The sequence below is a fragment of the Gehongia tenuis genome (genome assembly GCF_014384795.1).
GTDB classification, from domain to species: Bacteria; Bacillota; Clostridia; order Christensenellales; family NSJ-53; genus Gehongia; species Gehongia tenuis.
Map to the genome: position 1 here is coordinate 53,578 of NZ_JACRSR010000002.1, position 25,036 is coordinate 78,613.

Sequence of the window (25,036 nt, forward strand, 5' to 3'; positions counted from 1 at the left end):
TTCTCAGCCCTGATTGATAAAGTTATAGATGGGCGTCAAAGCCCTGTACCCTTCAGCGAGAAGTTCCACCAAATCAACCGACTTGGTCATCTCGAAGGGCCCGGCAGCATTGAAGCTGAATCCCTTCTTGTTGTAATAAGGGACCAGCGCCTTTGGCAGATCGGTTTTGAGCGGACGCTTGTAATCATCGCCCACCACCGAAAAGACGGTCTCCGCTCCCTGAACGGCAGCGGTGAACTCCTTTCTCTTTCGCAGCATCCGCTCCCTCAAAATATCCATGTGGTCCCTGTCAATATCATAAAAACCCATGCCATATTGAAAATGATCAAACCACACCTCAAAATAAGGGCAAAAACTGCCTGACACCCGCTCGCCCGGCTTTTTAAAGGCCAGCCACAGATGATCCCGCATGGGACTCTTATCCTTGCTGTAGCGGGTGTCCCGGTAGATTCTGGAGACCACCCGGCTGGGCCGGACCACCAGATCCGGATCCACCTCTAGGATGTGGGGCGCCAAAGCTTCCACCAGTTGGTGCAGGGGCTTTTTCACATATTCCTCGTAGCGAGCCTTGTTCTCCAAAAAGTACGCTTTGCTGTTGTTAAAACGGATATCCAGAAAAAACCTTGACATCTCGTCGGTAAATCCCGAAAATGGTTCCACAAGATCAAACCTCCCTTAAGTTTATTATAATCCCGCACACACCCTTTGCCAATCCCATTTAAGTATGCTAGACTGAAAAAAGCGATTCAGAATAGGAAGGTAATGAAGATGAAACCATGGAGTAAACTGATTGGCTTAACCCTGCTTTGCAGTATTCTGTTTGCGGGCTGTTCCGCACCCAAAAGCATCGACGCCACCACCGCGGTTCCCGCTGAGTGGCAGAGCATCAGCGCGAATGCCATCACTTTGAAGGTGCCGCCGGATTGGAAGCGGGCCACCGAGGAGGAGATCGCCGCGATGCTCGGTTCCCAGCAGCAGACCTATGATGAAGCCACCGCACCCAAGGTCTTTCTTTACACGGAAGGCGATCCCGATGGCCGAAACGAGAATCTGTCCATCAATGTTCTGGAGTTTGAGAAGGATTGGAACACCAGCTCCCTGGTCTCCAGCGGCAACAAAACTATGAACGATTTAAAGGGTGTGCTGAAAAAAGGCAAAATCGAGGTCACCGATGAATCCAGCGGCCTGTATGCTTACAACGAGCTTGAGGCCTTCTGCTTCAAGGTTGAATCCACCACCGAGGACGGCCGGGCCATCCACTATCAGAACGCCATGTTCTACCAGGGCAACCGATTGTTTTCCATCTCCTATACCTATTTCGATCCATCGGATGCCAGCCTGTTCCAGCAGGTTTGTTCCTCGGTTGCCTTAAACCCATAATAAATCCACAAAAAAAACCTCCGGTATGTAGAACCGGAGGTTTTTTCTTTTATTCACCCACCACGCTGAAGCGTTTCCCGATATATTGTCCATTTTCCGCCTCATCGATCATGGCAACGGCGTAGTCGGCATAACTGATGCTATTCTCTCCTCTGCTATTTACTGTCAGCTCTTCGCTCCCCAAAATGTACCGGCCCGTGCGGGGACCGTCCGCCTGAAAGTCGGCAGCCGGGCTGAGATAGGTCCACCGGACATCCTCTCTTGCCCGAAGCTCACCCAAAGCTTTGGCCATGGCAGCCGCCAGAGGTTTAAAGATATCGGGAAATTCCGGGCCATCGGCCACAGAGGCGGTATGCTGGGGATTCACATAGAGGCTGCCGGCCCCGCCAACCACCAGAAGCCGGATATCCGTTCCGGAAAGGATGTCGCATAGATGCTTCAGCGAAGTGCTGTGCTGGGGCAGAACATCCTCCGTCCAGGCACCAAAGGCATCAATAACCACATCGTTTCCCTTGAGGTCGTCATAGGTGAGATCGAACAAATCCTTCACGAGAGCATGGGTTGCTTTGGGTATCCTGCTCCCATCCCGGACAATGGCCGTGACCTCATGACCCCTTTGAAGAGCTTCCTTCACCAATAGAGACCCTTCCCTGCCCGCCGCACATACAACTGCAATTTTCATTTCCATTTCCTCCTTGGATTCGTGATGTTTCCAGGCTCTGGGCTTATTCCCCCATCCCTCGATATCATTCTATGTCCATTAGTCTCTATTGTAAAGTAGGCACTATGTTGTGCTGTAGTATCTTTTTAGATACTAATAATGACAAAAAATGAGGAGCGCAGTGCTGCGCTCCTCATGTGCAAAGTTTAGGCCAGCGGGTTATCGTCGTCATCGCCGTCTTCAATGGGGGGCTCCTCGGGTTTTGGCGGCTCGATGTCAATCACATCGTCGTCAGCATAGAAGACCTGCTTGGGTTCGGGCGGAGTGGGCCGCACCACGGGTTCATCGTCCACGGACGGTTCATTCATATCCGCACCGCTAAGATCGGGCAGCGGCATGGTATCCTGCTGCTCCTCCCCGTCGTCCTCATAGTCATCGTCTTCATCATCGTAATAATCCTCGTCCTCATCCGGACGGGTCTCAGCGGTCATCCGCCGGCCGGTAGCGGCGCCTGCTGCCAGCTTCTTCTCCTTGCGGTCCTTCACATAGAGCACCACCAGTGCCACGGCGGTTGCGATGATGAGCACCACCACCACACCCAGGATGATGAGCAGGGTGTCGATACCGCCCACGGCTTTCTCCACTCCGGGCGTCGACGTAACAAGAAGGGGCGTGGGCGTAACCAAAGCGCCCAGGGAAACCACGATGGGCATACCGGCAAAAACCTTCACCCCGCCGGTAGCGTCCTTCACCCTGGCCTCATAGCTCAAGGTGGTGGTCTCCGTGATATCCACGGTATCGTAGATCGTCTTATCACCGGGCTGCAGGTTGGTGATGGTTTCCACCAGCCGATTAGAGCCCGTTTCATAAATTTCCACGTTGCTGATGGCATCGCTGCCAAGATTGGTCACCGTAACTTGGACGCTCACCTTTTCCGGCTGCTCCAAATTCTCCACCGAGGCCTTCGCCGAAACCTGAATATTTACATTGGAAGGAGTGGGCGAAGTGCCGTTCACCGTCACATTAACGGTGTTGCTGTTCTTGGAAACCGAATCTCCATTGGCGCTTCCCTTCACAGTTACACTCACCGAGCGCGATTCCTCAAGAAGCTCCTTATGGACGATGGATGCACTTTCACCGGGCGCAAGCGTACGGCCCCGGTCCCACACGGTACCTTTATCATCGGTCACGGTGATGCCGCTGATCGTGCTGCCGCCGGTATTCTTGATGCTGCAGGTAAAAGTGACCGTGGTTCCTGAATCCACATCGGAATCGTCGGCGGAGAGATTGACCGTGAACTCGGTGCTCTTCACCTTGTAGGTTGTGGAATCAAGGGAATAGGTCTTACTGCCGCCGGAGCCATCGTAGGAATAGGTCACCTGGGGTTTGGAGGTGAAGTCTCCGTTCACGGTAATGGTTGCCGTGAAGGATTTGCTTCGTCCAATACCCAGTGCGTCCACACTGCCCACATTGCCGCCCGCCGCAGGATCGGAAACAGTCACATTATTCAGCGTAATGTTGCCCGTATTGGTGACCTTATAGGTGACCTGGAGCTTTTGACCCTTCGAGTAGCTCTGGTCGCTGCTGAGGCCGGACACATTGAGGGTCACCCCAGGCGCTGCCTGGAAGGTATCCTTCACCTGAACGGAGAAGGTCTCCGTGCCCTGTGAACCATCGGCCATGGTGTACCTTACGGTATAGGTCTGACGCTCGCCGGGTTCAAAGCCCGCGGCAAAGTTCGTATCCGCGCTGCCGCCGGCAGAAATGGAGGCAATGCTGGCATTGGCGCCGTTGCCGCTGATGGTCACATTGGTGATGGTGTCGCCGGTATTATTGCTGATCGTAGCGTAAACCACCACCGTATCCGGTTCAGGAATACCCTCCGGATCGGCATAGGCCGAAACGCTCACACCAGCCGCCTGCACCGGTTCGGCCACGAGGCCGAGACCACTCCAGGCCGTAAAGCAGATCGCAATCGCAACGATCCATCCAAGGATCCGTTTCATAGACTTCATCCTTTCCATACCTTTTCCAACATAGGAACCGCTTTTTTCATTGTAACCATGGGGCCAGGCACTGTCAACCCAGTGTATGTCCAGGCCTTACGGAACATGTCTAAATACGGGCTACGCCGCTTTCCCGTGCTGCCTCCGCAACCGCCTTTGCAACCGCCGGCGCAACTCTGGGATCGAACGCTTCGGGCATGATGTTGTGAGGAGCAAGCTCATCGTCCGTCAACACGCCGGCGATGGCTTTGGCCGCCGCCATCTTCATCGCCTCATTGATATCCGAAGCCCGAACATCGAGCGCGCCCCGGAAAATACCGGGAAAGGCCAGAACATTGTTGATCTGATTGGGAAAATCGCTGCGGCCCGTGCCCACGATCTTTGCGCCGCCGGCCAGAGCCAACTCCGGCATGATCTCCGGCGTGGGATTGGCCATGGCCAGCACGATGGCATCCCTATTCATGCTCTCCACCATCTGCTGGGTGACGATGTTCGGCGCGGATACGCCGATAAAGACGTCTGCTCCCACCATAGCGTCAGCCAGTGTGCCCTTAATGTTCCGGGGATTGGTCCTTTGGGCCATCTCCTCCCGGGCGGAACCCATGTCCGGACGGCCCCGGTAGATGATACCTCCGATATCGCTCATCACCACGTCCTTCACACCGAGAGCCAGTAGAAGCTTGGTGATGGCCGTTCCCGCGGCTCCTGCGCCGCTGACAGCCACGCGTATACTCTTTATATCCTTATGAACCAGCCGAAGGGCGTTGAGCATCGCCGCGCCCACCACCACAGCGGTGCCGTGCTGGTCATCGTGGAAAATGGGAATATCGCAGACTTCCTTCAATTTTTGTTCGATCTCAAAGCAGCGGGGTGCGGCGATGTCCTCGAGATTCACGCCCCCAAAGCTGCCCGATATGAGCTGAACGGTACGCACGATCTCGTCCACATCCTTGCTTTTAATGCACAGCGGAAAGGCATCCACGTCCGCAAAGGCCTTGAAGAGCACGCACTTACCCTCCATCACCGGCATGCCCGCCTCCGGGCCGATATCGCCAAGACCCAGAACGGCCGAACCGTCGGTGACCACCGCCACCAGATTCCAGCGCCGGGTCAGTTCAAAGCTTTTGTCGGGATCCTTTTGGATCTCAAGGCAGGGGGTGGCGACGCCCGGCGTATAGGCTAAGGACAGCGCTTCCCGGCTGTCGGCAGGCACCCTGGGGCTGAGCTCAATCTTGCCTTTGGCATCGTAGTGCAGTTTCAGGCTTTCCTTGGCAATATCCATAGGATGACCTCCTTCATATCGTTCCTATGATTATATCATTGATAACGTAACTACGAAAAGCTTTTTTTGCCTCAGCAGCGTTTTAACGCCATATGTTTCATAAAAACGTTCTGGAATCGGCTTTCTCCCGCCAATTCCACCGAACGGGTTCTTTGCTGGATGGTGCCGATTCGTGCCATCGCACTCCGGGATAAAAGGCACCTTTTGGCCCCCGCCGCCGAACCGTTGCCCACAAAGCGCACCTTTTGCTCCAGGGCCGCTGGAATAAGGCCGATTTCAGCGGCGCTTTTGGCATTCAGTCTGCTGCCAAAGCCGCCGGCAAGCCACAGTGTCTCCACGTCCTCCGCCCGCATTCTCAACCGCTCCAACAACATCTCAATACCCGCACGAAGGGCCCCTTTGGCCAGCTGCAGCTGCCGCACATCCTTCTGTGTGAGGAAAACGCCGGCTGCAAGCTCGAAACGCTCTCCCGCCAGGCGACCCGATTCATCCAACGCACCCGCTCTTTTTAGCGCAGCCAGTCCGTCCAGCGCACCCGACCCGCAGATGCCAATGGCCGCCTCCCGCTGAACCGTGTCAACCGTAAGTGCCCCGTTCCAGCCCACCGATACGATGGCGCCGGGAAGGGCGGCCATCCCCTGGGACAGCCCCGCGCCCTCAAAGGCCGGACCTGCCGCCGCCGCGCAAGCCACAAAGCCCGTTCCGTCGCCCAATACAATTTCGCCATTGGTGCCAAGGTCCACCAGCATGGACGGCTTTTGGGCTTCGTCCATGCCGCAGGCCACCATGCCCGCCGCAATGTCCGAGCCCACCATGCCGCCCACACCCGGCAACACGGTCACATATCTTCCAGGAAGGCCCACGGCCTTTCCTTCCATTTCAACGCCGTTCAACAGCCGGGGACGGTAGGGTGCCTGGCCAAGAGACCGGCAAGGCAGGCCCAAAAGCAAATGGGTCATGGCCGTGTTCCCCGCCGCCACCGTGTGAACGATCCTGTTCAGCTTCAAATCCGCTTCAAAGCATACCTCTTCAGCCAAACGGACAATCTCTTGACGCACGGCGGCGGACAATGGTTCCAGGTCTCCTTCATTGGCACGCTGTATGCGGCTCATCACGTCGGCGCCATATGTCCGCTGGGGATTGGAGCCGCCCCGTTTGGCCATTGTTTTCCCCGATTTCAGGTCCACGAGATACACGGCAAGGGTAGTGGTGCCCACATCTACGGCCAGGCCGTAGTGGGATGCCCCGGTACCTCGCTCCACTGCGCACCCGTTTCGAATGAGATACATCCCCTCTTCCTCGCGGGCCACCTCCAAGGCCACATTTAAAATACCCGGCGTCTTCTTCCAGCACACCGGCGGATCGATATCAGCTTCATCCATCCCGTCCTCCATCAGCACTTCAGGCTCCCGATCCGGCTCCACCACCACCTTCGCCGTTTCGTTCACCTTCGCCGTGCAGGCAAGTCGCCAGCCCTCTGCCAGCTCTGCGGCCGAAAAAAACTTCCGATCCTCCAAAGAGGGCGGCAGTCCCCAGGCCTTTACCCGGCATTTGCCGCACCTCCCCATACCGCCGCAGTCCGCCGCCAGACGAACGCCATGCCGCCGGAGAAGATTGAGGAGACTTTCACCCTTTTGTGCCGTGAGGGTTTCAATACGCCCCCCCGATATCAATTCCACCGGAACCCTGCGGTAGCCGCACGGCCGGTCACAGTCCTTGCAGGAATGCCGGCAGCCGCCCGTTCCGCCAAAACCCAGGATACCCGAGAGGCTCTTGCCCGGAGTAAGCATCAATCCCTCGGTCAGGCCCACGCCTATCTCTTCAGTGCCCAGCAGACTGAGGATCGTTCTTTGCTGCTCCAGCGGGCAGTTGTCCCCCGGCACCAATACTTGGGAAGCCTCGTCCAAATAATCCATGAGGTCCTCATAGGCATCGGACAAAGCGAGGGAAGCGATATGGTCCACAATAAGCGCCCGCACATATTCCCCTTTCTCAAAGGCCTCCTCCATTTGATCGGTGCATTCCTCGCCCACGGTAAGCACGTAGGGCGCCACGCTTTGGCATTCCGCAAGCTCCTGCGGCAGCTCACCATGTCTCCAGCTTTCCGCCGTCAGCCGTTTATAGACAGCTGTGGGATGGATATATTTTGCCGCCTTGGCCAGTTCCGCTTCGATCAGCGGTCGGTGGCCTTCGCCCGCCAGGGCCTCCACACGGCCCGAATCCACACGAAACCGAAAATTTTTTCGCATTGCCATCTCTCCTTGCTATCAGAATACCAGCCCCAAGCCCTTTAAACAAGGGATTTTCTTGTCCATAGACCCTGAACATGTTACAATAAGCTATCCCATAAAGGCAGGTGCAAGTTTATGTACATCAAAGATCTGTTGTCCATCCGTCCGGTGACCCTATCCTATGAGATCTTTCCTCCCAAGGGGCAGGCCAGCTGCGATTCCGTTCTCGCCACTGCCGAGCGGCTCAAGGCGGACGTTCCAGATTTCATCAGTGTGACCTATGGAGCGGGCGGGTCCACCGCCAAAAATACGGTGGGCATCTGTGATTATATTCAAAATAATTTGGGGCTCACCGCCCTCGCCCATCTCACCTGCGTTTCAGCAACTCGTCCCTATATCGATGAGGTTATCCAAACCCTGGAGCAAAATAACATTAAAAACGTACTCGCGCTCCGCGGCGATCTTCCCGAAGGGATGGTGAGCCCGGAAGAATTCAAGTTTGCCCAGGAGCTCATCGCTTATATCAAGGAGCGTTCCTCCCTCTGCATCGGTGCCGCCTGCTATCCCGAAGGCCATGTGGAGAGCCCCAGCAAGGATTACGAACTGGACTTTCTCAAAGAAAAGGTGGATCAGGGCTGCGATTTTCTGATCACCCAGATGTTTTTTGATAACGATGTACTCTACCGCTTCCTCTATCAGGCATCCTGCAAGGGTATTACGGTGCCGGTGATAGCGGGCGTGATGCCGGTTACCCATGTGAAGCAGATCAAACGCATCTGCTCCCTGTCCGGAACCGCCCTTACGCCCAAATTTAAGGCCATCGTGGACCGCTTCGGTGACAATCCCAAGGCCCTCATGCAGGCGGGCATCGCCTATGCCACCGAACAGATCGTGGATCTGGCCGCCAATGGCGTGAGGGGTATCCACATCTACACCATGAACCACAGCAACGTGGCCCATCAGATCACGGAGAATCTGTCCCATATTTTGAAAGGTGATGAGGCATGACAGTTTTAGAACGGCTTACAAAGGAGCGTCTTTACTTTGACGGTGCCATGGGCACCGAGCTGCAGCGGCTGGGACTCAGCCGGCGCATTCCGGAAAGCCTCAATCTGGAGCAGCCCGCACTTGTGGAGCGAATTCATCTCCACTATCTTGAAAGCGGCGCTCACATTGTAACTTCCAATACATTCGGGGCCAACCGTTACAAGCTGGAACCGGCGGGCCTTCGTCCGGAAGCGGTCATCCTGGCCGGAGTCGGTGCAGCCCGCCGGGCTATTGCAAAGCATGGCTCTGGTTATGTCGCCGTATCCCTGGGGCCCACCGGTAAAATGATGGAGCCTCTCGGCGAGTTATCCTTGGAGGATGCCTATGAGACCTACCGCCAGATGGCGGCCGCTGCCGACGAAGCCGCCGCCGATCTCATTTTGTTTGAAACCTTCAGCGATCTTACGGAGCTGAAAGCCGCGGTCCTGGCAGCCAAGGAAAATTCCAGGCTGCCCATCTTTACCACGCTGACCTTTGATGAGCAGGGTACGCTTCTCACCGGCGGAAGCATCGAGGCCGCCGTTTCCATGCTGGAAGGGCTGGGCGTCTCCGCCATCGGCTTCAACTGCGGCCTGGGCCCCCATCAGGTGGAGAAATTGATGCCGCGGATGCTTCAGGCGGCTTCTGTTCCCGTCATCGCCAATCCCAACGCTGGGCTTCCCCAGCTGGTGAACGGCGAAACCCGCTACGACGTAGGTCCCGGCGAATTCGCCAAGGCCATGTCCCGGATGGCGGCCATGGGGGTGTCCATCCTTGGCGGATGCTGCGGCACCACCCCCGAATATATCTCAGAGATGACGGGAGCCGTCAAAAATATTCCCTTCGCGGCGCCCCGGCCCAAGCCTTATGCCTTTGTTTCCTCCGCCATCAAGGCGGTTCCTCTGGGGCCGGTGCCGGTGATCATCGGCGAGCGGATCAATCCCACCGGCAAGAAACGCTTCAAACAGGCTCTTCGGGAGGGCAGCCTGGACTATCTTCTTTCGGAGGGGCTGGCGGAACAGGCGGCAGGTGCCCATATTCTTGACGTCAACGTGGGCCTGCCTGAGATCGACGAGGAAGCCATGATGGCCGCCGCCATCCAGACTTTACAGCATGGCCTGCGCACTCCATTGCAGATCGACAGCTCCGATCCCGCCGTTTTGGAAAGGGCGGCCCGCATCTATTCCGGCAAGCCCCTCATCAATTCGGTAAACGGCAAGGCGGAGAGCATGGAAGCGGTCTTTCCAATAATCCAGCGTTATGGCGGCGCGGTGATTGGGCTCACCCTCGATGAGACAGGTATTCCGGGCACTCCGGAAGGACGCCTCGCCATCGCTCGGCGCATCGTGGAAAGAGCGGAGCGTCACGGCATCGCACCCAAGGATATCCTGATCGATCCTCTTACCCTCACCATCAGCTCCAACCAAAAGGAGGCTCTGACCACCCTTGAAAGCCTTGCGCTCATCAAAAGGGAGCTGGGCGTGGGCACGGTCCTTGGCGTATCCAATATCTCCTTCGGCCTTCCCAATCGGGAGAGCATCAACGCCGCCTTCTTGACGATGGCTCTGCAGCAAGGCCTTACAGCCGCTATCATCAATCCTCTCTCTCCCGCCATGATGGGCGCTTACTACGGAGCGCTGGCGCTGACGAACCAGGACCCCGACTGCCGCAGCTACATTGGCTTTGCGGCGCCCGCTGCGGAAAAACCCGCTGCTGCAAAGGATACCCTCTATGACATTGTTCTTCAGGGCCGCAAGGAACGGGCCGCTGATCTGGCAAGGGAGCTTCTCGCCGTCAAGGCGCCCTTGGATGTGGTGCAGCAGGATATCATGCCCGCTTTGGATGAGGTTGGCCGTCAGTACGAGGCGGGCAAACTATTTTTGCCGGAGCTTTTAACCAGCGCCGAAACAGTTCAGCAGGCCTTCACGGTGATCAAGGCCAAGTTGGAGGAGAGCGGTCAGGGCGGCGAAGGCAAAGGTCCCATCGTATTGGCCACCGTGGAAGGGGATATCCACGATATCGGCAAGAACATCGTGAAGGTGGTACTGCAAAATTATGGCTACGAAGTGATCGACCTCGGCAAGGACGTTTCCGCCGCCCGCGTCGTGGAGGCGGCCAGGGATTCGCAGGCGCCTTTGGTGGGGCTCAGCGCCCTGATGACCACCACCACGCCCAGCATGGAAAAGACTATCACCGCTCTTCAAGCAGCGCATCTGCCCTGCAAGGTTGTTGTGGGCGGCGCGGTGCTCACGGAGACCTTTGCCCGCCAGATGGGGGCCGACTTCTATGCGCGGGATGCCATGGCCGCTGTGCGCGCCGCCAAAGAGGTCATCGGATAAGAACGCAAAAGAAAAACCGCCGGAAAATCCGGCGGTTTTTTAGGTCCTTTTACTTCTCGATGTAGGTCCACTTATATTCGCTGTACAGACCGAAGCCATTGCGAACATGACCCTTCACGTAGTCCTTATGCACGAAATTTCGGCTCTGGAAGAAGGTTGGATACATCACAGCGTCTTGAATGAGAATCTTTTCAGCATCCTGCAGCGCCTGCGCACGCTCGTCGCCGGTGGTGCTGGAAGCCTTCTTCAGCAAAGCGTCGTATTCCTCGTTGGACCACTTGCCGTAGTTGTACTCGCTGTTCGACGTGAACAGATCGAGGAAGGACTGGGGATCGTTGAAGTCAGCGCCCCAACCCTCTTTGCCCAACGTGAAGTCAGCCTCGTACTCGGTCATACGCAGAGCAAACTTGAGGGACTTGACCTCCACGTCCACACCCAGAACATTCTTCCAGGCCTCCTGGAAAACCTGAGCGGTCTTGAGGTTGATGTCGCCCTCGCCGATAACCAGGCTGAGACCGGTCATATCCTCACGGGTCTTACCCAGCTCCTGAAGGCCCTGTTCAAACAGCGCCTTCGCCTCTTCGCCGCCGTCCTTGCCCGCGTCGGTGAACAGGTCGCCGTTGTTCTCGCGGAAGGACTTGCCGCCCACGCCGTTCATCGCCGGGGGAATGAAACCATAGGCGGGCGTGCAGCCGTTCTTCAAGAGGTCATTGACGTACTCCTCACGGTTGATCGCCATACCAAAAGCCTTGCGGATGTTGACGTTGGCAAAGAATTCGTTCTGCAGGTTGAAGTGCAGATACTCGGTCACAAGCTCGGTCACAGTCTGGAAGCCGGCATCGTCCTTGTAGTTATCCAAGAACTCGGGCATGACTTCCATCATGTCGATGTCGCCGTTCTCATACATGTTGACAATGGTGTTGGTCTCCTTGGTGATCTTGAAGACGATCTTGTCCAGCTTCACAGCATCGGCGTCCCAGTAATCGGGGTTTTTTTCCACCACGATTTCCTGATCATGGGCCCAGCTGACGATCTTGAAAGGACCGCTGTAGATCATCTTGTCCGGCTCGGAAGCATAGGTATCGCCCATCTCTTCCAGGATGCCTTCCTTCAGCGGATAGAACACGCTCAGCATCAGCATATCGGTGAAATACTCGGTGGGCGTCTTCAAGGTGACCTCAAAGGTCTTCTCGTCCACAGCCTTCACGCCCACATCGTCGGCCGTACCCTCGCCGGTGTTGAATTCCTCAGCACCTACGATGGGATAGTGCAGATAGGCGTAGGGAGAAGCCGTTTCGGGGTCCACGGCCCTCTTCCAGGCATAGACGAAATCGTTGGCCGTGATGGCACTGCCATCGGACCACTTGGCGTCCCGGAGTTTAAAGGTGTACACCAGTCCGTCATCGCTGACCGTCCAGCTCTCAGCAAGGCCGGAACCCTGCTCAATCACACCATTTTCCTTCGTACGGACCAAGCCCTCCATCGTGGCGCCAATCAGTTCATTGGACCATACATCCTGGGCCGTAAGCGGGTTCAAATCGGCGGGTTCTGCAGTTTCCGTAAGGGTAAGCGTCTGATCGGAACCAGCATTACCCGTGGAACCGTCGCCGCCGCAACCGCTGACGACTGCCGCTACCAGCATCACACATGCCAGCAGCAGCACAATCCTCCTTTTCATCCTTGTTCCCTCCTAAATTAAATTTATCTCAACAATGGTCATCCATCGTTAAGCTTCCGCTAAAAATTTTTCGATCTCCTCAATGGTCTTGGGTACCAGACCCGCTGAGAGCACCTCGCAGCCGGTTTCAGTGATGAGCGCATCGTCCTCGATCCGGATACCGATGCCCTCCTCGGGAATATAGATTCCCGGCTCCATGCTGACCACCATGCCGGGCTGGAGAAGATTCCGGTCGCCCACATCGTGGGTGTCCAGTCCGATATAATGGCTTACGCCATGGGAGAAATACTTTACGATCTCCGATTTTTCCTTGATAAGGCCGTCCCTCAAGGCGTAATCCGCCAGCACCTCGTTGACCACATCCACCGTCTCATCCACAGGCACGCCCGGCTTCAGGAATTCGATGACGGCGTTTTGGGCATCCAGCACCGCCTGATAATAGTAGGCCTGCCGTTCGGAAAAACGGCCGCCCACCGGGAAGGTCCGGCTGATATCGGCGGCGTAGTAATTGTACTCCGCGCCAAGGTCGAGGAGCAGCAAGTCCCCATTGTGGAGCTGCTGATTGTTGTCCTCATAGTGCAGGAATACGCTGTTCTTGCCGCCGGCAATGATGGGATAAAAGGCATTGCCCATGGCGCCGTAGTACTTCAGGGCAAATTCAAAATGGGCTTGAAGCTGATACTCCCAAACGCCCTCTTTGAGGTTTTTCAGAATGGCCTCGATGCCCTTGCCCGTGATCTCAATGGCTTTGCGCATGTTTGCAATCTCCGTTGCATCCTTGAAGCGGCGCATGTTTGCAATCTCCCGGCGGATATTCCTGACCCGAAGATAGGGAAAGGAGTCCACAAGGCGGCGGCAGTAGGCATTTTCAATGGACACGGTATAGTCCACGTTGCGTTTGGTAAAGTCCATGTAGAGGTCGTTTACCGGATTTCGGGAAATAAAACGCTCCACCGTCCAGTCCATCTTGTCGAGATAATAGGCTTCGTCAACGCCCGCCAAAGACTGGTAGGCATCGGCATCCTTCATTTTGCCGAAATACTTCTCCTGGTAGGGGTCGGGCCGGGGCACAAACAGGGTATTGGTCACCTTGCCCCCCACCTTGCTGATCATCAGCACGATGGTGGCCTCCTCAAGGCCGGTCATATAGTAGAAGTTTCGGTTGGGCGCAAAATGATAATCCTGATCCTCGGTGCGCTGCACCGGCTGCCCCGCGAACATGAAAAGCACCGAATCATCCTTCAACTTCTCGGCAATCATGGCGCGGCGGCGGATAAATACTTCATTTGACATAGCTAGCCCTCCTCCACAAAGTAACAACTCACAAAGTGACCGGGAGATACCTCCCGCATGGGCGGCGCTTCCTGCCTGCACGCATCCTGACAGATGGGACAGCGTCCCTGAAATTTGCATCCGGGCGGCGTGTTGATGGGATTAGGAACGTCTCCTTCCAGTTTAATCCTCCCCCGCCTGCGGCTTTCCACGGGATCCGCAAAGGGCACCGATGAAAGCAGCGCCTTGGTGTAGGGATGGAGCGGATGGCCGATGAGTTCCTCACTCGTAGCCAACTCCACAATGCTGCCAAGGTACATCACCGCAATGCGGTTTGAAATATGCTTCACCATGCTGATGTCATGAGCGATGAACAAATAGGTAAGTCCCAGCTGCTGCTGGAGGTCATCCAAAAGATTGACCACCTGGGCTTGAATGGACACATCCAGTGCCGAGATGGGCTCATCACAGATGATCAGCTTGGGCTCAATGGCGAGCGCCCTGGCGATGCCGATGCGCTGGCGCTGGCCACCGGAGAACTCATGGGGGAAGCGGTTGGCGTGCTCCTCGTTAAGACCCACCAAGCTTAAAAGCTCCATGATACGATCCTGACGCCGCTTTCCCTTGTAGAGCTGATGAATATCGATCCCCTCGCCAATGATCTCCTGCACCGTCATGCGGGGGTTCAGGCTGGCGTAGGGATCCTGAAAGATCATCTGTACGTTTCGGGTCAATTCGCGGCGCTCCCTGCCCTTTAGATTATCGATGCGCTGTCCTGCGAACATGATCTCCCCCGCGGTGGGCTCGTAAAGACCGATCACCGTACGGCCCAGGGTGGATTTACCGCAGCCCGATTCGCCCACCAAACCCAGGGTCTCCCCCTTCTCGATAGCGAAACTGACGTCATCCACGGCCTTCAAAACCCGGTGTCCCGGCAGATCAAAATATTTTTTTAGGTTATTTACTTCCAGCAACATGCTTTTGAACTCCTTTAAAGGATTTCTCCACCTTGGGCGCCATTTCGCTCATCAGCCAGCAGTGGACATCGTGGCCCTCCCCCGCCTCAAAGGCCGGCGGAAAATGCTTCTCACAGACCTTCATGGAGTACTGGCAGCGATCCCAGAAGGGACAGCCCTCCGGCGGCGCCAGCAGATCGGGCGGCGTGCCCACGATGGGAACCAGCCGTCCCGAATCGGCGTAAAGCTCGGGAATGGAGTTGAGCAGGCCCCAGGTGTAGGGGTGCTGAGGATTGTAGAAAATCTCCTGGACGGAGCCCTGCTCCACAATCACACCGGCATACATGATGGCCACCTTGTCGGCAATATCGGCAACCACACCCATGTCGTGGGTGATGATTAAAATGGCGGTGCCCAGCTTATCCCGAAGATCCATCATCAGGTCCAGAATCTGGGCCTGAATGGTCACATCCAGCGCCGTGGTGGGCTCGTCGGCGATGAGAATCTTGGGATCGCACACGAGAGCCATGGCGATCATCACCCGCTGGCGCATGCCGCCGGAGAATTCATGCGGATACTGACGCATCCGGTTCTCCGGGTTGGAGATACCCACCAGCCGAAGCATTTCCACCGCTCTCTTGCGGGCCTCGTCCTTCGAAACATTTTGATGCTTCAGGATGCCCTCCATCACCTGTGCACCCACCCGCTTGGTGGGATTGAGGGAGGTCATGGGATCCTGGAAAATCATACTGATCTGATTGCCTGCAATCTTCCGCATCTGCTTTTCGCTGTAATCGCTGATGCACTGGCCGTTAAAATGGATGCTGCCCCCCGAAATCTCCGCCGGGGGACTGGGGTTGAGTTTCAAGATGGTCTGGGCCGTCACTGACTTGCCGCAGCCCGACTCACCCACAATGGCCACGATCTCACCCCGGTCCATGGTGAAGCTCACGCCCCTAACCGCCTGGACCACACCGGCATAGGTATTGAAATTCACTTTGAGATCCTTGATCTCAAGCAGCGGCGTATTCGCCTGATTCATTTCGCTCATCATTTACCTCCTCATCTTGGGATCCAGCGCGTCCCTGAGTCCATCGCCGACCAAGTTAAAGCCCAGCATGGTCAAGGAGATGAGCAGTGCCGGGAAGAACAGCTGATAAGGTTCAAGCATCAGCATTCTGGCGCCTTCGTTGGCCAGGGTGCCCCAGCTGGCCAGCGGCACCGGTACGCCAAGTCCCAAATAACTCAGCATGGCCTCGGTAAAGATGGCGCTGGGAATGGAGAAGGTAAGATCAATGATGATGGGACCCATGGTGTTGGGCAGAAGATGCTTCACCAGGATCCGGCTGGAGGATGCGCCCAAAGTCTTTGATGCCATCACATAATCGCTTTGCTTAAGCTGCAGCATCTGGCCGCGGACCAGCCTGGCCATGTTGCCCCAGCCCGTGATGGCGATGGAAATTATGATGGTGTTAAGACCGGGTCCCAGGATAACCATGAGCAGAATTACCCACAGAAGGTCCGGTACGGAGTAGATGATCTCCACGAAACGCATCATCACAAGGTCGACTTTCCCGCCAAGATAGCCGGAGATGCCGCCATAGATGATGCCGATGGTCATGTTGAAGAAGGCCGCCACAAAGGCCACCAGAAGGGACACTCTCGCGCCCACCCAGCAGCGCACAAAAAGATCACGGCCCAGGCTGTCCGTGCCAAACCAATGCTCCGCCGAGGGGCCCTGGTTGACCATGGCGGAATTCTGTTCGCTGTAGCCGTAGGGCTGAATCATGGGGCCTACGATGGCCAGCACCAAAATGAGCAACAGCAATACGATGGAGGCCATGGCAATCTTGTTGGCCTTGAGCCTGCGCCAGGCGTCCTTCCAATAGGTGGTCGCCGGTCGGACAATCTTGTTCATATCCAGGTTGGATTTATCCGACGGTGTAAATAATTCCGGTGAAAATTCCATTTTTTCCACGTTCACACCCTCCTTAATCCAACTTAACCCGGGGATCCACCAGGGTATAGACAATGTCGATGATAAACATCATCGTGACCAGTATGGCGGCATAGAAGACCGTCATGCCCATAATCACGGTATAGTCATTGCCCTGAACCGCATCCACCAGAAATTTGCCCACGCCGGGGATACTGAAAATGTTCTCAATAACGAAGGAGCCCACCAGAATGCTGGCCAGCTGCACACCCACCACAGTGATAATGGGCGTGATGGCGTTTCTTATGGTGTGTCGGGTAATGACCTCCATATTGGAAAGGCCCTTCGCCTTCGCCGTCTTGATGTAATCCTGACCCAGCACGTCCAGCATGCTGGTACGCATCATGCGGGCAATGTAGGCAATCATGCGAAGGCCCAAAGCCAGAGCCGGCAGGATCATGTATTTCAATCCGCCCCAGCCCGCCACCGGGAACCAGTGCAGCTTGCCCGCAAAGAAGTATTGGAATAAGCTTGCAAACACGAAAGCCGGTACGGATACACCCAGGATGGCGATCACGATCACCAGATAATCGATGGGCTTGCCGCGCTTCACACCGGCCAGAATGCCAAACAGCACGCCCAGCGAGATGCCCAGCACGCCCGCCGCCAAGCCCAGCGTGGCCGATACGGGGAAGCCCTGCGCGATCATGCTGTTGACCGAACGGTTCTTATATTTGAGGGAAATGCCCAAATCTCCCTGAAGCAGATTCTTCATATAAATGAGATATTGTTCCGTCACCGGCTTGTCCAGACCATACTTGGCCTCCATGTTGGCCAGAACATCCGCTGGTATCTTCTTTTTATCCTCAAAGGGATTGCCGGGCACGGCATGCATTAAAAAGAAGGTCATGGTGACGATCACCCACAGCGTGAGCAGCGCCATGAACAACCGCTTGATGAAATATTTTACCATGCTACTCCCCACCTACTTTAAATTTTCCGGATTGAGCGCCAGAAGATCTTCCCGGACAAACATGCCGTCCTTACGAATCACTTCGCCGTCGAAAATAATCTCTCCGCCGCCGAACTCCGGCGTTTGAATGAACACCAGATCCCAGTGCACGGAGGAACGATTGCCGTTGTCCGCGTCATGGATGGCATTGCCCGGCGTGAAATGGATGGATCCCATGATCTTCTCATCAAAGAGGGTCTCATTCATCACCCGGGTGATGTAGGGATTCATACCAATGGCAAATTCACCCACGTAGCGTGCGCCCTCATCCACATCCAGCACCTTGTTCAGCCGCTCCGTGTCATTGGCAGTAGCCTTGACAATCCTGCCGTTCTCAAATTCAAAGCGGATATTTTCAAAGCAGAATCCGCCTTCCAAAGACGGAGTGTTGTAGGTGATTACGCCGTTCACCGAATCCCGTACCGGCGATGAATAAACCTCGCCGTCGGGAATGTTGCAGTGACCGTCGCACTTGACCGCGCCGATGTTCTTGATGGAAAATTCAAGATCGGTGCCCCTGCCGGTGATGCGCACCTTGTCCGTTCTGTCCATCAGCTTCTTCAGCGGATCCATGGCTCGCGACATCTTGGCATAGTCCAGGTTGCATACGTTGAAGAAGAAATCCTCAAACTCGTCCAGATTCATTCCCGCCGCCTGGGCCATGGCCGGCGTGGGATAGCGGAGGGTGCACCAGCGGGTGCGGGTGCATCGGATATCGTTATGGAGCTTGGCCGCATAATGGGTCTCATACAGCTCCATTTTATCGTAGGGAATGCCGTTAAACTCGAAAGAATTTTCCGGGAACCGGATGCCGATAAACGCATCCATCTCCCGCATCCTTTTGGCATCCACACCAAACATGAGGTCCATCTGTCCCTCGGTGCAGCGTTCAATCAACAGCCGCTCCAAATAGGGCACCAGCACGTTCACATGGGGTTCGCCGCCGGCGTCATAGACAGCTTTAACAAATTCACCGATAAAAAAGGGATCCAATCCGTGGGTTTCAATCAACACTTTTTCTCCCTTTTTCACGGCGCAGGCATAATTGACGATGCTTTCCGCCAATTTTTGGACTCTAGGATCTTTCAAGGCCTTGCCCTCCCCCTAAATAACATTTTGTGGCTCTTATCAAAAGCATTATAGAATTCTCATTTCAAATATCCACAAAAAATTCACAGATTGTACAAATAAATGTTTTTTCACATTATACGGGTCTATGCAAGTTTTTGCAACGATTTTTGCATGCGCTCCAAAGCGGCGTACAGCGTCCGATCGTCCCAATAACAGCCGTGGATGACCCGAAGGTGACCCCTGCCCCGGGAGCCGTAGGCGTTTCCATCGTTCACCGATACCTTTGCATCCTTGATCAGGTAATCCACGATCTCCTCGGAAGTTCCCAGCGCCGATACGTCCACCCAGGAAAGAAAGGCGCTTTGCGGCATGCGCATCTTCACACCGGGCACACTGTTAAACATATCGTAGACCGCCTTTCGCCGCCGGTCAAAGATCGCCTTGTATTCTTCCATGAAGCCCGGGTCTTCGAAAGCGGCAATGGCCGCGGCCTGGGACGCGGTGCTGGTGGCGCCGATAACGTTGACCGCCGAACCATAAAGAACATCCATAATCTTGTCCGAGGCCACCACGTAGCCCACCCGGTAGCCGCTTAAAGCCATGCCCTTGGAGATGGAACACACGGTCAGCGTCCGTTCAAACATTCCGGGAAGGGAGGCTGGCGTCACAAATTCCCGTCCGTCATAGACCATATCTTCGAAGGCCTGGTCACACACCAGGATAAGGTCGTGGCGGATGATAAAATCGGCCAGTGCCGAAAGCTCCTCCCGGCTGTAGACAACGGTGGTGGGGTTGTTGGGATGGGTGAGCACAACCATTTTTGTGCGGGCTGTCACCCGTGCCTCCATGGCCCCTATGTCCAGTTCATCCTCGCTGCCCAGGGGCACCGGTACGGTTTTGCCGCCAAGCAGTCTTGGATTGAGAAAATTGCTGGGATAGCTGGGATCGGGCACAAGCACCTCGTCCCCCGGCTCAATAAAGGGCATCATGGCAAAGATAAGGCCCGCATCGGAGCCCGGCGTGATCAGAATATTGCGCTGGGCATCCACATCCAATTTGTTGTAGGCTCTCAGCTTTTCTGCGATTTTTTCCTTCAGAACACTGCTGCCGATGGGCGCCGTGTAGTGTTCGGCGCCCCCCTCGATGGCGGCTATTGCCGCCCTTTTCACATGTTCGGGTACGACGCGGTCGGGTTTAAAGGGATCGGCCCAACTAAGCATAGCCACCCCTTCCCGGGTAAGCCGCTCCACCACGTCGCCCACATCAGCTTTGGAGACCTCACCGAACAGCCCTCCCTGCAAATCGCAGAAACCGGCATTCATGTGTTCCCTTGGATCAAAGGCCATTATTTCACCACCATGAGCTTCGTGCGGCCCACAGGATCGAGGAACTGAACCTCGCCGCCGGTGTAGGCCACCGTTTCTTCCAGCATGATGCACACCTTCTGATCCCACTCGGGCACATACTGGCGGATGTTGAGTTCAAGGGCATAGCAGGTGTCATCATGAAGCGCCGCCTCGCCGCGGCCCTCCACAAATCCCTGATGGTCGTACAAACCAATGATGGGGCCGGCGCCGTGGCCATAAAAACCAATGGGATGACTGTAAAGCATGGCCTCGATTCCCTCCGCCTTGGCTCCCGCTATGGCTTTTTCAAAAATCTCGTTGCCGGTGAGGCCAGTTTTAAAGCTGGCGCGAACGATATCCTGGAACCGGTTGCAGGTCTTGAAGGCCTCCCGGATTCCCTCGGGCGCGTCCTCGCCGTTCACCGAGATATAGGCCATGCGCTGGCTGTCCGTCCGAAGACCCAGATAGGTGGTGCCCATATCGCAGTGGATGAGATCGCCGGGCTGGATCACCTGGCCCACCATACGCTCGTCCGATTCACCCTTGCGCTGGGAATCCACATCCGGGGCGAACCAAGCGCCAAGGCCAAACTCTTCGAAGCGCTGCATCATGTACCATTCAAGATCCGCCGTGGTGGTCTTGCCCGGCACAATGCACTTTGAGGAAAAGGCCTCGTCCATCACCTGAACGGCGATGGGATAGATGTCCGTTTTGTAGTACTCAATCTCCTCAGGAATACGGGTCTCCAGCCAGCGGGTGCATAGCTTCTCCGCGCTGATGGTGCGGGGCGCATAGGTCTCGCCCAGGCAGTCCATGAGCTCATCATACATCGTTTTGGAAAGGCCGTCGCACATGGGGCATTCTCCGGAAATATTGATTCCGATGGTGCTGGGATTCTTTCGCTCCAGCAGATTCCGGAGAGCCTCGCACTGGGTCTCCTCCTTGGGATTGTAAGCCTGAACATAATGGTCCCAAAGCCGGGGATTGGGCCGGGAGAGACTGAGCGCCTCAAAGGTGCCGTCCGGCATCAGCGAAAAAGCCAGCAGACCCTGCCGGGAAACGTTCTTCACCAGCTTGGGCACCAGCGTGCAGAACACGGGATCCTCGTTATATTCCCGATCAAGAACGAGCCAAAGATCGATGCCCGTCTCCTTCATCAGTTTTGGCATCAGGGTATCGATACGCTTTTTTAAAAGCTCGTCAAAAATTCTGTATTGTTCCTTGACCGATTTAATCTCCATGGGGAAATCTCCTCCTTTTATCCTTGGTAAGTCTTAAAGTGTTTTGAGCAGTTCCAGCAAAAAGCCATAGGTTCTCTCAAAGGAGGGCAGGTTCATGCTCTCCTTGGTGGAGTGGGCTCCTGTGGCCGTTGAGCCGGTGCCCACGATATCCATATCGGGAATCTTCTGCTGAATGAGGCCGCATTCAAGGCCTGCATGGACCCCCTCCACCGCGGCCTTCAGGCCAGTGAACCTCTCGTAAACCTCCACACAAAGCTTCCGAATCTCCGAATGCGGCGCAAAGCTCCATCCGGGATAGCCATTGGCCTCCTCAATATCAGCATCCATCCGCCCTGCCAAAGTGCGCACCGCAGCTGCCACTTCCTCCTTCAGGCTTTCAATGTTGCTGCGGATGGAATACTGCGCCACAAAGGCGCCACCCTTCACACTCACATTGGCCAGATTGATGGAGGTGACCACCGGCACCGGATTGTCCTTCTGCTGGGCCATGACCCCGTTCGGAAAAAGCTGCAGGAGATCAAGGATGGCATCGCTGTCCTCGGCGGAAAACATGCTCTCCGCTTTAGCTTCTTCATAGGTCAGCGTGAAGCCCGCCTGATCCTCAGGGATGAGCTCAGCTCTGAGTCCATCCGAAAGCTCTTTCAGCAAGGCGTCCAATCGGGAACCATCGTCCGCAAGAGCCACCGTGGCGCCGCAGATCCTCGGAATAGCGTTGTCCTTGCCTCCGCCTTCCAGCCCGCAAAGACGAATCCCAATTTGTGCGTCCAGCGCTCTCAGCGCCCGGGTGAGAATCTTGATGGCGTTGCCAAGGCCCCAGTGGATGCGGGAGCCGGAATGGCCTCCCATAAGCCCATCCACCTTGATTTTAACCGTTCTGCCCTGCACGGGCTCCATGCGCACGGGCTTTTGCAGCGTACCTGTCATGCCGCCTGCACAGCTGGCGAGAAAGACGCCTTCCGGGCCGCAGTCCAGATTGACCATTCGCCGTGCGTCGATGTGCTTTGTCTCAATCCTGCCCGCGCCGATGAGGCCGGTCTCCTCCTCCACCGTAAACAGGCATTCAACCGGCGGCATGGCAACCTCGTTATTCTCCAAAATCGCCAGCATGAACGCCACGCCGGTGCCATCATCGGCGCCCAGGCTGGTTCCCCTGGCCTTCAGCCATTCACCATCCACATAGAAGTCGATGGGATCCTTCAAAAAATCGTGGTCCACATTGTCATCTTTTTCGCACACCATATCAAGATGGGACTGAAACAAAATGGCGGGATGATCCTTCTTGCCGGGAGAACCCGGCTTTTTCACATAAACGTTGCCCGCTTCGTCCCGATGCGCCCAAAGGCCCAGCCTTTCAGCCACAGCCAGGACATAATCCGCCACGGCCTTCTCATTGCCCGATCCTCTGGGGATCCGGCAGATGTCGTAAAAAAATGCAAGCGCCCTGCCCGCAGGGCCCTCTTCCCATGGATTCATGATCTATGCCTCCTTCCCCGCCTGCCGTATAAAAACGGAAAGTTATGGGTATACTTAATTATTTTACTATAAAACGTGGTCATTCAGCAAGGGCGGGAGGCCATTTCTTCATTATTTTATTGCGCGGCCTTCCTCCATTGTGCTATGATATCCTTGGAAGGTGAACGGTTTGGACAAAAAAATTGCTCTTCACAGCCCGGCGGCCTTTGAGATCACGGACGACCGTACGGGCGAAATATATCCCTGTGCATGTCAAGATTGGTTCCCCACAAGATGGATGCGCCAAAGCGGCTGCGGGCCCACCTCGGCTTCTCTCATCATGAGCTACATGGCCCAAAAGGAGCCCCGCCTTGCGTCCGGCCTGACCCGTCCGCTGACGCGCATTCGCTTTGCTCAATATATGTGCGAAATATGGAATTATGTCACCCCCGGCCGCCGGGGAGTGAATACACTGCCCCATTTCTCCAATGGGGTGTTGCGTTACGCCCGCGACCTCGGCGTGGAGCTCACCGCCCACAGCTACGATGTGCCCGCCCTATGCGACCGGCCCAAAGGATGGGAACCCTTTCGGGATTTTCTTTTGGAGGGTTTGGCCGCGGACGCGCCCGTGGCTTTTTTGAATCTGTCCAACGGCAAGGTGGATGAACTGGACAGCTGGCACTGGATCACGCTTGTCGCCCACAGTCAAGACAGCCGGTTTTGGGCCCTCGACAACTGCAAAAAGCTTGAGCTCGACCTCAAGCTTTGGTTCAGCACCGCGCTTCTCGGCGGAGGGCTCGTCTATTTCACCTGATCCTGATAAAAAAAGGACCGCGCAGTTCGCGGTCCTTTTTTCATACTCTCTCAAAGATCTTCCACCGTCTGCGTCTCGGGATCCAGCAGAAACAGCTTTTTGATGCCGGGCATGAATCCTCCCACAAAGAACATGAGTGCCGCAAGCCCCATGCAGCAGCAGATCACCCATTTGATGGGAAAAAGATCGCCCAGGACCCCGCCCACCGCCATGGCGACCGGTGTCAGTCCGGAGGTCATAGCCAGGGCCAGTGCAAAGAACTTGCCCCGCATATGGCTGGGTACGGCGGCCTGCAGCGTGCTGTTGGCCATGGTGTTGATGGCGGCATTGAGAAACATGCCCAGAACCGCTACCGGCAGCATGGCGCCAAAGGGCAGAAAGACCATCAGGGAAAACGGCAGACAGCTTAAAACACCGATCCATCCAAAATATTTGGAAAAGATGCTTCGCGGCACCTTCCAGATGGACAAGAGTCCATAGCCCAGCATGCCGCCCAAGGCCATGGCGCCCATGAAAATGCCGTAGTTTCCCGCACCCATGTCCGGTGCCCGCTCAAAGTAGGGCAGGACCAGCACCGCCGCAATGTTCAAAAAGAAGTTGAGCAGCACCACGATACCGGCCAGGCCCATCAGGGGCTTGATGCCAAACACGAAACGGAGCCCGTCCTTAAAATCCTCCAGAAAATGACCCTTCTCCTCGGATTGCTGTACCTTTTCGCTTCGTACCCGGGGAATCTTGAGAAACATCTCCGTCACGGAAGAGAACAGATAGGCGATGCCGTTGATGAGAAACAGCACCGGTGCGCCCACGATGGAAAAGAGCACGCCGGAGATGGAGTTGGAGAAAATGTTCACACCGTTGGTGCTCACCATCAGCGCCGCATTGGCCCGCTGCAGGTTGGCGCTGGGCACCATGTCCGGCAGGGACGCGCTCACCGTGGGATTGAAAACCGATGCGCAGATTCCCTTTACCACGCCGGTCAAAAAGACCATCCACACCTCTAGATTGCCAGTTATGGCCAGTACCGCTACGGCGACCACGAATACGCCCCGTACGATGTCCATGGTCACAATGATCCATTTGCGGTCCGCCCGGTCCACGATCACGCCGGCAATGGGGCCAAGAATGAGCTGAGGCAGAGCGCTGACAGCCATAAGCAGTCCCATGATAGCGGTGGAGCCCGTTTTTTGCAGCACCCAGAATCCGAGAGCCAGGCTGTACATCACATCTCCGATACTGGATACCAACTGGCCCTGCCATAATAAGAAGAAGTTTTTCGTAAAAAGTCTGAGTTTTTTCCCCTGTTCCATGCCGCTCTCCTTTATCCTATCTT

At 55.9% G+C, this 25,036-nt stretch carries 20 protein-coding genes; 4 read left to right on the forward strand and 16 right to left on the reverse strand.

What is annotated here, in order from left to right; translation table 11 throughout:
* Positions 1-3 precede the first annotated feature (3 nt).
* On the reverse strand, positions 4-660 hold the full coding sequence (locus tag H8696_RS06265) for a DUF2461 domain-containing protein (RefSeq protein ID WP_249316038.1): 657 nt from the start codon (positions 658-660) through the stop codon (positions 4-6).
* A 108-nt stretch (positions 661-768) separates the two neighbouring features.
* Here H8696_RS06265 and H8696_RS06270 point away from each other — a divergent pair, with 108 nt between their 5' ends.
* On the forward strand, positions 769-1,380 hold the full coding sequence (locus H8696_RS06270) for a hypothetical protein (RefSeq protein WP_249316039.1): 612 nt from the start codon (positions 769-771) through the stop codon (positions 1,378-1,380).
* Positions 1,381-1,429: 49 nt separating this feature from the next.
* Here H8696_RS06270 and H8696_RS06275 read toward each other — a convergent pair whose 3' ends face one another.
* From H8696_RS06275 to H8696_RS06290, 4 genes are all read right to left on the reverse strand, one after another.
* Positions 1,430-2,062, reverse strand: a complete 633-nt coding sequence (locus tag H8696_RS06275) for an NAD(P)-dependent oxidoreductase (protein WP_249316040.1) — start codon at positions 2,060-2,062, stop codon at positions 1,430-1,432.
* Positions 2,063-2,247: 185 nt separating this feature from the next.
* Positions 2,248-4,047, reverse strand: coding sequence for a DUF7507 domain-containing protein (locus H8696_RS06280; RefSeq protein ID WP_249316041.1), 1,800 nt, complete (start codon positions 4,045-4,047; stop codon positions 2,248-2,250).
* A gap of 109 nt (positions 4,048-4,156) precedes the next feature.
* Entirely contained in the window at positions 4,157-5,329 is a 1,173-nt protein-coding gene (locus H8696_RS06285; protein ID WP_249316042.1) for an NAD(P)-dependent malic enzyme, read from the reverse strand.
* Between the two features lie 71 nt (positions 5,330-5,400).
* Complete coding sequence (locus H8696_RS06290; RefSeq protein WP_249316043.1) at positions 5,401-7,578, reverse strand: ASKHA domain-containing protein; 2,178 nt, start codon at positions 7,576-7,578, stop codon at positions 5,401-5,403.
* A 117-nt stretch (positions 7,579-7,695) separates the two neighbouring features.
* Between H8696_RS06290 and metF the strand changes: the two genes are divergently transcribed.
* Together metF and H8696_RS06300 are read left to right on the forward strand one after the other, a co-directional pair.
* Positions 7,696-8,568 (forward strand): methylenetetrahydrofolate reductase [NAD(P)H], encoded by an 873-nt coding sequence (gene metF, locus H8696_RS06295; RefSeq protein ID WP_249316044.1) that lies wholly within the window; start codon positions 7,696-7,698, stop codon positions 8,566-8,568.
* Entirely contained in the window at positions 8,565-10,925 is a 2,361-nt protein-coding gene (locus H8696_RS06300) for a homocysteine S-methyltransferase family protein (RefSeq protein WP_249316045.1), read from the forward strand. Before metF ends, H8696_RS06300 begins: the two co-directional genes overlap by 4 nt.
* 49 nt (positions 10,926-10,974) lie before the next feature.
* Here the strand turns inward: H8696_RS06300 and H8696_RS06305 are convergent, their stop codons facing one another.
* The 10 genes from H8696_RS06305 to pepD form a co-directional block, all read right to left on the reverse strand.
* Positions 10,975-12,603 (reverse strand): peptide ABC transporter substrate-binding protein, encoded by a 1,629-nt coding sequence (locus H8696_RS06305; protein ID WP_249316046.1) that lies wholly within the window; start codon positions 12,601-12,603, stop codon positions 10,975-10,977.
* A gap of 48 nt (positions 12,604-12,651) precedes the next feature.
* Positions 12,652-13,896 (reverse strand): aminopeptidase P family protein, encoded by a 1,245-nt coding sequence (locus H8696_RS06310; protein ID WP_249316047.1) that lies wholly within the window; start codon positions 13,894-13,896, stop codon positions 12,652-12,654.
* A 2-nt stretch (positions 13,897-13,898) separates the two neighbouring features.
* Complete coding sequence (locus H8696_RS06315; protein WP_249316048.1) at positions 13,899-14,852, reverse strand: ABC transporter ATP-binding protein; 954 nt, start codon at positions 14,850-14,852, stop codon at positions 13,899-13,901.
* On the reverse strand, positions 14,833-15,882 hold the full coding sequence (locus tag H8696_RS06320) for an ABC transporter ATP-binding protein (RefSeq protein ID WP_249316049.1): 1,050 nt from the start codon (positions 15,880-15,882) through the stop codon (positions 14,833-14,835). Before H8696_RS06320 ends, H8696_RS06315 begins: the two co-directional genes overlap by 20 nt.
* A gap of 3 nt (positions 15,883-15,885) precedes the next feature.
* Complete coding sequence (locus H8696_RS06325) at positions 15,886-16,800, reverse strand: ABC transporter permease (RefSeq protein WP_249316348.1); 915 nt, start codon at positions 16,798-16,800, stop codon at positions 15,886-15,888.
* A gap of 22 nt (positions 16,801-16,822) precedes the next feature.
* Positions 16,823-17,740: an ABC transporter permease gene (locus H8696_RS06330; protein ID WP_249316050.1), complete on the reverse strand. Its 918-nt coding sequence runs from the start codon at positions 17,738-17,740 to the stop codon at positions 16,823-16,825.
* 12 nt (positions 17,741-17,752) lie between these two features.
* Entirely contained in the window at positions 17,753-18,868 is a 1,116-nt protein-coding gene (locus tag H8696_RS06335; protein ID WP_249316051.1) for an aminopeptidase, read from the reverse strand.
* A 125-nt stretch (positions 18,869-18,993) separates the two neighbouring features.
* The gene (locus H8696_RS06340) at positions 18,994-20,172 is read right to left on the reverse strand and encodes a pyridoxal phosphate-dependent aminotransferase (protein WP_407926372.1); all 1,179 of its coding nucleotides are present in this window, start codon (positions 20,170-20,172) and stop codon (positions 18,994-18,996) included.
* 23 nt (positions 20,173-20,195) lie between these two features.
* Complete coding sequence (locus H8696_RS06345; protein ID WP_249316053.1) at positions 20,196-21,437, reverse strand: M24 family metallopeptidase; 1,242 nt, start codon at positions 21,435-21,437, stop codon at positions 20,196-20,198.
* A 33-nt stretch (positions 21,438-21,470) separates the two neighbouring features.
* Positions 21,471-22,910 carry a beta-Ala-His dipeptidase gene (gene pepD / locus H8696_RS06350; protein WP_249316054.1) on the reverse strand — a complete coding sequence of 480 codons (1,440 nt, stop codon included), beginning with the start codon at positions 22,908-22,910 and terminating at the stop codon, positions 21,471-21,473.
* A 169-nt stretch (positions 22,911-23,079) separates the two neighbouring features.
* On the opposite strand from pepD, the gene H8696_RS06355 reads away from it, so the two are divergent.
* Positions 23,080-23,703, forward strand: a complete 624-nt coding sequence (locus tag H8696_RS06355) for a hypothetical protein (RefSeq protein ID WP_249316055.1) — start codon at positions 23,080-23,082, stop codon at positions 23,701-23,703.
* Between the two features lie 50 nt (positions 23,704-23,753).
* Here the strand turns inward: H8696_RS06355 and H8696_RS06360 are convergent, their stop codons facing one another.
* The gene (locus tag H8696_RS06360; RefSeq protein WP_249316056.1) at positions 23,754-25,013 is read right to left on the reverse strand and encodes an MFS transporter; all 1,260 of its coding nucleotides are present in this window, start codon (positions 25,011-25,013) and stop codon (positions 23,754-23,756) included.
* Positions 25,014-25,036 lie beyond the last annotated feature (23 nt).